We start from the raw sequence: 8091 nt of genomic DNA on the forward strand, positions 1-8091 counted from the left end.
CTTCCGGCGCTCAAGTTCTTGTATTTGATTCTGTAAACTCGGGAGAGTGGCCCTTGTAATCTGCTTTTGCCCCATCTGGTAGGATTGTGCTCCTATCAGAACTGCTGCCTCGGCCTTGTAATACATTTCAAGTCGTTGATTGACGAGATTCAGCTGCGCCTGTATTCGTTCCCTTCGACCCATTTCAGCCACCTACCAAATATTTGTTTTTTTCACCAGTTGTTTTTTAAGTTCTTGTCTTTTTCTTACTGGAGTGGAAACCGAAGCAGTTGTTCCCTTGAGACGTTTCTCCAATGCCTCGTAGTTTGGATTTATAATCTCTCTAGCCGCCTGGGCATAGTTACGCGTGTCCAGCGCTTCATTTCGGACGCTGGACGAGACTTTTTCCCATGTGTATCGGATTGCTCCGTTTTTCTTCCTTGGAACCAGTTTCTCCGAAAGTAATCCTTGAAAATAAAAACGATCATAGCCACGGCTATCATCGCTTGGAAAATGACAATATCTCGGACCAGGTTCTTGAACCTTTAGCGCGGAGTAAATGCTACTTTTCCCATCATCCACACCAAGAGTCACAAGCAAGGCTTTCTCTTTATTGTTCCGCGAATACCGATGAATCAACGGAATGCCCGGACTCCCAAGACCTTTTATCGCCAAAATTCGGCGATGTTCATTGCGCTTGGTGTATTTATAAATTTCTGTCGTGTAATGGCCGCCAGAGTCGATACAGGTACATGCAACTTTGAGCCCCTTCCCATCTTGAAATTTATACACACGGTTCAAGACATCATCCAGTTGTTGCATCGTCTGGGCATCATCCGGTTTTCCGATGATAACCCCGTATTCGATGCCCCAACTTTCATGCCCTTTTCCCCATCCGACAATTTCATACTCCAGCCGATCGTCTTGGGTATCAACACCGGCAGTAAGCAGCAACACGCCATCCGGGAGATCAGCTTCATATTCCTCGCGCCGATCCAAAAACGTGTCAATATTATCAAGTTCACTGTTTTCTTCCCATGTTTCTCCGAGAATGGTATTGATGAAAACCTTGAGTTTCTCGGGGCCGTCTGCATTAGCCTTTTGAAACATCTCGATCAATTCAGACCATAGCCTCCATGGACTCGCTAATGCATTCAGGTGAAAACCGCGAATTTTTGGGTTTTCCTTGCGTGCAATCCACTTCCCTTTCCCTTCTTTCCATTCAAATTCGTCATGAATGGCGCCACAAAATTTACAAACATGAGTTGCATCCTCAAAACGAATTTGTTTCCAACTCAGTGGCTGATATTCTTCGCAACTCGGGCAGGGTAGGCACCATTGCTCCATTGTGCTGTCCTCATACGCAGTTTCAATGCGCGAAGCACCGCGGATGGTAGGGGTGCTCACAAGGATGATCTTCCTGTTCAAAAATGTTGAGGCACGCATGGCAACAAGCGATACAGGATCACCTTCTGTTCCCGCTGAAATTGGATAACGGTCTACCTCATCGCATAAAACGATCCGAATAGGTCGGCTTGCTAAGGAGGAAGGAGAGTTTGCCCCTGCCATGGTGATATGGCCACCCGGAAAGATTTTATGGAGCATTGTATTTCCACTATCCCGGGCTTTTGCATCTTTTACCTTTCCTCTCAATACCGGTGTGTCCCGAAGCATCGGAGCTAAGCGGTCTTTGGAATAAGCCTGGGCCAACTCCAGCGTTGGTTGAATAAGCATCATAGGAGCCGGATCCTGGTGGATATGGTAGCCGATAATGTTGGAAATGATCGCTGTTTTCCCGACTTGTGCACTGGTCATAAAAACGACTGTCTCAACATCTGGATCATTGACGGCATCCATCATCTCACGTTGGTAAGGGGCACGATCCGTCCGCCACTTTCCGGGTTCCGCTGAATCTTCCGGAGAGAGATAACGATATTCATCCGCCCACTCGGAAACCGTAAGATCTGGCGGTGGTGCTGCAAGCTTGGCAATCTCCTTAAATAAACGAAACGTCCTATTCTTCCGAGTCCTCATCGTCATTCACATCCACATAATCGGAGCTTTTCGCATAAAATGCCTCTGGATCATACTCGGATAGTTCGGCCAATGCGTCTCTGACCTCACGAGCAAGCATATGCTGAATATCACTATGTTTTTTCTTCCCGACAAGCTGAGGTGCAATTTTTGCTGGAATGTTGAGCATTTTGGAACGGAAAGCTGCGATCATATCATTCATAACGAATCGAACATCTTCCGATCGATGCAATTCTCCCTTCATCACCATCAAAGTTAATTCTGCTTTCTCCCGCTTTGCTTTTTCGTGAAGGGCTTTTTCTCTGTAATAGTCAACCTCTTGCTCGCTGGCGCGCGACTGAAGTTGAGCGATATAATTCCGAATGCTCTCGATCAATTTGTATTGCCCCCGAGAGACCTTGACCAAGACACCTTCTTCGGCCAATTGTTGGATGCGTCGAGGACTCAAATCGAGCAGTTCAGAGAACTGTTTTGTCGTTAAAATGATTTCGTTTTGAGACTCCTTTTCGCTACCCATCGGCCAGTTTTTCCCTCCCATCTTTTCAAATACAAAAAGCCGTGATCCCAGATGGCTCTAAGGATGACAGAGATTGCATATTCATGCATAGTTATGAATTACTATGTTATTCAGAAGCGAAATTGCTAAAAAAAATTTGTGCCTAGCGAGATTTCGGGGTCACGCGCACCCGCAGGCTTTTTGAACCTCCAGAAGTACCTACCAGCGCCCACAGGCCCCGATCGGATAACGGATGCCAAAAGCCCATCCAGCCTTAGAGCCGCAAGGGTTTGAGCGATTTCCTCGATCGTTTTTCTTTTTCCATCTCTATCAGTTCTCCATATCTTATATTCTGTTGCACTCAAGCAAACCGGGTTTTGCTAATACTGACAAGGCTTTATACAGTTTTCAGAAATCGAGTTCCACACCGACTATTTGTGGTTAACTGGTGTATTTGAATTTGAGTACGGCTTTGTTGATTGTGTCCTGAGTAACGCCGATATATCGAAGGGTGATGGATGGATCGCTATGCCCAAATATCTCCATGAGCAGCGCGATATTCTTTTCGTTTGCCATATACAGGTGATAGCCGAAGGTCTTGCGCGTAGTATGGCAGCCGATGGATCGAAGGCCATACTTACGACAAACCTTGTTCAGCATTTTATAAACCGTGCTCCGGTCGAGCTCCCTCTTCACCTTCAATTTCTGTTTCCGCTGTCGACTGGGGAATAACCATTCATCGTCGTCTTTATCGGCAATATACTCTGCAATCGCGCGCCTGAGATCCGGATGAATGGGGAGCATAACCCATTTCTTGTTTTTCTTCTGCCTAATCTTGATTTCTTCGCCTCTCATGTCACGCACTTTTAACCGGAGCATGTCCGAGACTCTCAATCCGGTATATATTCCCACGTTAAAAAAGGCATGATATTTAAGACTCTCTTTCTTGAGATCCTTCTGAATCGACTCGATGACAAGAATATCACGTATTGGCTCGACTGCATTCAAGCATCATCACCGTCCTCCTTTCCGAAAATTGGAGCGAGAAAATCGAAGAAAAACGGAGAAAACGGGAGATCGTGTTTTTTCCCCTTTCCCCCTCGTTTTGTCCACGATGGGTGGACATTTTGATCAAAATTCAGGCAAACAAAAAGGCCATAATCGCGGATAATCGCCAAATTTGGCTGAAAATCGGATTTTGGCCCTCTTGTTTACATAATGTTTATTATCGGGACTCATGCAAATGCTGGTTCCAAGTTGATTTCCAGATACGTCTTGGCTCAGCTCTGCTCAACCGGTTCGCTTTCCTGCTCTGCTTCCGAAACAAACTGAAAAGCTTTCGTACCATGACTTTGGCCTCCCCATAGTATTTTTTTCATTTCGGAATCGTCTTTGCATGAGGACAGATGATCAAAGAGTGTAGTCGTTTCCTCGAATGTCTTTAGACAATTTGGGCAACAGTACATTGCTCATCCCCCCTTATAAAACTGGCTGCCGTCCCTTCATTTGTCCGATCCTTGGCTCCTGATTTCACACATGGCAACCTTGAGCACACAACTTTATTTCCGGTGGCGTTCGCCCAGGGGCAACGGAAGCAAAAATGCCCTTTCTTTAATTTTGGGGCCTGACCAGAAAAATTTCTCATTGCATCCCGCTCCAATAAGAAAAGCCACTTGGATTGTCTCCCAGTGGCTTGTCCCAAATATTCATATTACAATCATACCACCGATACTTCCAAACGACACGCCATCATTCCGCCAAAAATCCGCCAAGTTCCCGCCACCACATTCATGCGACATCGTTGTCGATTACCTCGAGCTTTAGCATGAAGGCAAGCATATAGATCGCACGCGGCTTTTCGCGCTCGTATGTACGCTTGCTCATGTTCAGCTCCGAGCAGACCACATAATCCAACGCATCTTCTGATTCCAGGTATCTCTTTTGAATGAGCATCCTTAATTTAGCTGGCAATCGACTTACAGCCCATTCTACTCTCTCTGTCATTTTTCTTAATCGTTCTTCTTGGTCAACGTTCCATGTTGCGATATCCCCTGCAGGATCGCTCGTTTTATTTGTCGGTCCATGAAATCGTGGTTCATAACTTGATGTGCTGCTTAACTGTCTACGAACAAAACCAATTTGTTTATATATCCTTGTTGTTTCCAGGGCTTCCTCAACCCTTCTTTGCGTCTCTTTTCGGTCGATCTTTGGCAGGAAAGATATTTGTGTGCTCATCTTCGCTCCCCCTTTTAGGTTGCCCTTAAGTACACCAGATACAATTTTCATCGATTGTCTCATCATACTCAAGCTCAGATGGTAGAACGTGTATGCCCCGTCATACTCTTTCCTCAACACCGCCGCAGGTCAATCGGAATTTCAAAATCGCACACACCGCACTTCTCGTTCATTTCGCTCGCCTCCCATCCATCAAATCGTGTGTTGTGTTAAGCAGATTGATCTTCCAAGCAAAATTCACAAATCACTTGGCCGTTTACCTCATTTGTCGCTGAAAAACTGCCGCACTGATCGCATTCGAAATACCATCCATCTGCTATATAGGCAGATCGCGGTATGATTCCAGTTTCGGCGTATTGGTCGAACTGCGGTTTTCTAACTGCTGCAATATCCGTCCAAGGGACGCCGTTAGAGTAGGCTTCACTTTTGTATTTTGCTTGTGCTGGTGATTCCGCAAATACGATCTCGTGACACGCTTCTTCACCGCTATTTTCTTTATCATGAACATGGTATGCCTTCACCAGGTACCCTCCCCATTTATCAAAGTTACCGTTTTGTTAATGAACCACCGATTTGGTGTACGCTAGCAACTCGGCGTATTCCTCCTTGGTCACTTCTTTTACTGTGCCTTTATATCCGTTCAATATAAATCACCTTTTTACGAGTTGCGTTCTTCTGGTGAAAAAGACGGTCAACGGTCCGATACAAACCATTACTTCATGACTTCCGATTGCCACTCCCCACAGAAGAACATTTCTCCAATCAAATGATTTTCGCACCGTTTTCCTCCCGTTTTTCTCAATACACATTGTGTTAAGACATATACTGCTTGTAGTTGCTGATGTAACCGCTGAATTTGTTTTCCTTCCCTTTGAGCCAACCTCCGCGCGGCCCCTTCTTGCCAAATTCGATCTTCATAACGTAAGGATCGGAGGCGTCAGCCGCACATAAAATCCACTCTTCCGACAGACCGTAAATTTCACGTCCAATCCGTTCAATGTCAATCCATTTCACAACTGTTCACTCCCCTCTTTCCTCAATGCGAGTTTTGTTAAGATCGTTTGCCCATCACTATTTCAAGGTTGCAAGGCTGACCCAATGACTTCGATGTATTCATTAAGCCAATCCCGATTGATTCGGTTAGTCCTATGACCACTTGCGTCCGATCCTCTTGGTCAAAGTGGCAGACCATTCCGCCTATTGCGTATGCCATCGAATGCAACGTTTGGTACAACTCTTCCAACGTCTTAGCTTGATCGGTCATTTTGACTATTTCTTTAACGATAGTCTCAGAGTTCATCCTTCTGTCCCCTCCTCTTGGTCGGATTGTTTTGTAGGCAACCCAAGCGCGTCTGCTACTTTTCTATCCAGCTCACGTCCTGCTTGCATCCCGTTCCCCACCCCAATTCCAGAGTCCTTGCTGGCACCGGTTCGATCTTCTCGACTAACTTTCTATTTGGTACTGCGCGGTATCTATGCCTTTAGCTTCCAAATAAGCGAGAGCTACAGCCAATGGCGCTGATTCTGACGCGGCGTGTCCCAATTCTTGCGCGAACACGTTGATGGCGGAGCCGTAATATGTTTTCACTCTTGGGAACAAGCGGAGGTATATGCCTTGTTCTCTTGCCTTCTCTACCATGATGCCCATCCATGCCCACGATCCCGAAAAATCCATTTCCTTCAACCTGTGACCGTTACTATACAAAGGATTCACATTATCCACTTCGCCACTAATTGCTTCATACCCCAACATATCAGCAACCTTCGCATTGATCTGTCGCTTTTGTTCTTTAGTCATTAAAGACACCCTCCCTTACAAATCGTTTGACCAATCCCGTGTTAAGCGATTGAAATTATTGTGTTAATCCGTGCATTCTTCCCGAAAATCACCACTGCATTTGGGAACGGCGCGTTCCATTTACTGCCGCCAAACTTCAGTCGGCCTCTTACAAGGCGAATCTCACCTTTCATACAGTAGTCATGCCACCATCGCGCATCCGTTCTAGCTGGAACCAAGCAAACTACCGTTGCGCCTTTCAGGGATGATTCATACGCTTTCTGAACCCACTTACCGATCTGCCTTCCGTAAGGCGGATTCATCCAGCAGACGCCTGTCCATTCCTGTGCCAATCCGTTCGTATCCGGCGTGAAGTATCTTTCGCATTTTGCATTCTCAGGAAGCGCGCAAACGTCCAACTCGAATCCGAATTCTTCATTCAATTTGTCAAAAAAGTCTTGTGGTGTTTCCCAAAGATCCGTATTTGATGTGAACATTCCCTCGTTTATTGCCATTCTCGCTTCCCCCTCTTAACCATTCTATAAACAGCGTGACAAATGGCTTCTTGTGCAGTATGGTGTCCTCTTTCAATGACCTCTCCTCCGATGTTGCATCCCCATCCCACCTTGTCGGGAACCACCGTTTGTTCAACGTAATAAACCACAGGCTCCATGTGTTTTAGTTTTTTCAGCAACATGAACGCATCGGCTATGTTTTGGAGTGGGTTCCATAATCCATCTTTAGCAACGGCCAATCCCGTTTTATCCACCCAGTATGTGTCGCCGTATTGATCCTCCAAATCTCTGAAGTGGATTTCCCTATGCCACCCCATCACCTTCTTTGCCAATTCAGTTATGATCTGTTGATCGCTCGGTTCATCCTTCAGGCCATATTCGCAAACGCTCGTACCGACTCCACCAGCATTAGAGCACCATTTGTCACCACGTTTATTCCCTAGCAGAGTGGCTCCGCACTTAGGGCAATTCTCATTGAGAAAATTACCTATCACGTCATTCTCCAAATAACTGTTTTTATCGTAAAATGCCATATCAATACCCCCCCTTATCCGAATTACCGTAGTGTTAAATCACTCCGACCACCATGCGATGCAAGGAAACTCCTTTACATGAGCAACGAATTGCCTAACGGTGGTCATTTCAAAACCGATGCCATTTCCGGCCTCGACCTTAAATGGTTTATCCATCGGATAGTCGTTCACTTCATATTCGGCCCATTCATCTTCGCTGATGCCGGAGTTTTGTTTATACCAAGCAACCGCTGATTCTTTGTCGTAACCTACGACAACCTCATAACGATCCGGGCCAATCGCAAATGCCTTTAAATCTTTTGTCTTCTCGTAGATGATGGAATCAAGCCAATTGTTTATGTCTTCGCTTAATTGCTTGTTGGATGTAGCTTCTGCATATTTCCTCAGTGCTGCGAGGGCTGCACCGTCTTTATCTGGCCGGAGAACAAAGCAGCCGTCCACCAATTCCCCGTTCTCCTTCTTACGAACCTCGTACTTCACATACAAACCTTTGTTTTCCATCGTTCTTTCCTCCCTTAACTA

At 45.9% G+C, this 8091-nt stretch carries 11 protein-coding genes; all 11 read right to left on the reverse strand.

From position 1 onward, the window contains the following. Nucleotides 1-192: 192 nt before the first annotated feature. The 11 genes from JOD01_RS19165 to JOD01_RS19215 all read right to left on the reverse strand — a co-directional run bounded on the left by JOD01_RS19165 (nt 193) and on the right by JOD01_RS19215 (nt 8070). Nucleotides 193-2013, reverse strand: coding sequence for a phage terminase large subunit family protein (locus JOD01_RS19165; protein ID WP_204520078.1), 1821 nt, complete (start codon nt 2011-2013; stop codon nt 193-195). Further along, nucleotides 1994-2530 carry a hypothetical protein gene (locus tag JOD01_RS19170; protein WP_204520079.1) on the reverse strand — a complete coding sequence of 179 codons (537 nt, stop codon included), beginning with the start codon at nt 2528-2530 and terminating at the stop codon, nt 1994-1996. The genes JOD01_RS19165 and JOD01_RS19170 overlap by 20 nt, the downstream gene beginning before the upstream one ends. 420 nt (nt 2531-2950) lie before the next feature. Next, nucleotides 2951-3517 carry a tyrosine-type recombinase/integrase gene (locus JOD01_RS19175; RefSeq protein WP_204520080.1) on the reverse strand — a complete coding sequence of 189 codons (567 nt, stop codon included), beginning with the start codon at nt 3515-3517 and terminating at the stop codon, nt 2951-2953. A 780-nt stretch (nt 3518-4297) separates the two neighbouring features. Next, nucleotides 4298-4744: an ArpU family phage packaging/lysis transcriptional regulator gene (locus JOD01_RS19180; RefSeq protein ID WP_204520081.1), complete on the reverse strand. Its 447-nt coding sequence runs from the start codon at nt 4742-4744 to the stop codon at nt 4298-4300. Nucleotides 4745-4953: 209 nt separating this feature from the next. Beyond that, complete coding sequence (locus JOD01_RS19185; RefSeq protein ID WP_204520082.1) at nt 4954-5265, reverse strand: hypothetical protein; 312 nt, start codon at nt 5263-5265, stop codon at nt 4954-4956. A 292-nt stretch (nt 5266-5557) separates the two neighbouring features. After that, complete coding sequence (locus tag JOD01_RS19190; protein WP_204520083.1) at nt 5558-5758, reverse strand: hypothetical protein; 201 nt, start codon at nt 5756-5758, stop codon at nt 5558-5560. Nucleotides 5759-5795: 37 nt separating this feature from the next. Beyond that, a complete protein-coding gene (locus JOD01_RS19195) occupies nt 5796-6044 on the reverse strand; it encodes a hypothetical protein (RefSeq protein WP_204520084.1) in 249 nt (82 codons plus the stop codon). Between the two features lie 144 nt (nt 6045-6188). Beyond that, on the reverse strand, nt 6189-6542 hold the full coding sequence (locus tag JOD01_RS19200; protein WP_204520085.1) for a hypothetical protein: 354 nt from the start codon (nt 6540-6542) through the stop codon (nt 6189-6191). Between the two features lie 41 nt (nt 6543-6583). Then, nucleotides 6584-7036, reverse strand: a complete 453-nt coding sequence (locus tag JOD01_RS19205; RefSeq protein ID WP_204520086.1) for a DNA N-6-adenine-methyltransferase — start codon at nt 7034-7036, stop codon at nt 6584-6586. Then, nucleotides 7027-7569 (reverse strand): BC1872 family protein, encoded by a 543-nt coding sequence (locus JOD01_RS19210; RefSeq protein WP_204520087.1) that lies wholly within the window; start codon nt 7567-7569, stop codon nt 7027-7029. Before JOD01_RS19210 ends, JOD01_RS19205 begins: the two co-directional genes overlap by 10 nt. 39 nt (nt 7570-7608) lie before the next feature. After that, a complete protein-coding gene (locus tag JOD01_RS19215) occupies nt 7609-8070 on the reverse strand; it encodes a hypothetical protein (protein WP_204520088.1) in 462 nt (153 codons plus the stop codon). Nucleotides 8071-8091: the final 21 nt, after the last annotated feature.

This window comes from Brevibacillus fulvus (assembly GCF_016908525.1).
Taxonomy (GTDB): domain Bacteria; phylum Bacillota; class Bacilli; order Brevibacillales; family Brevibacillaceae; genus Brevibacillus_G; species Brevibacillus_G fulvus.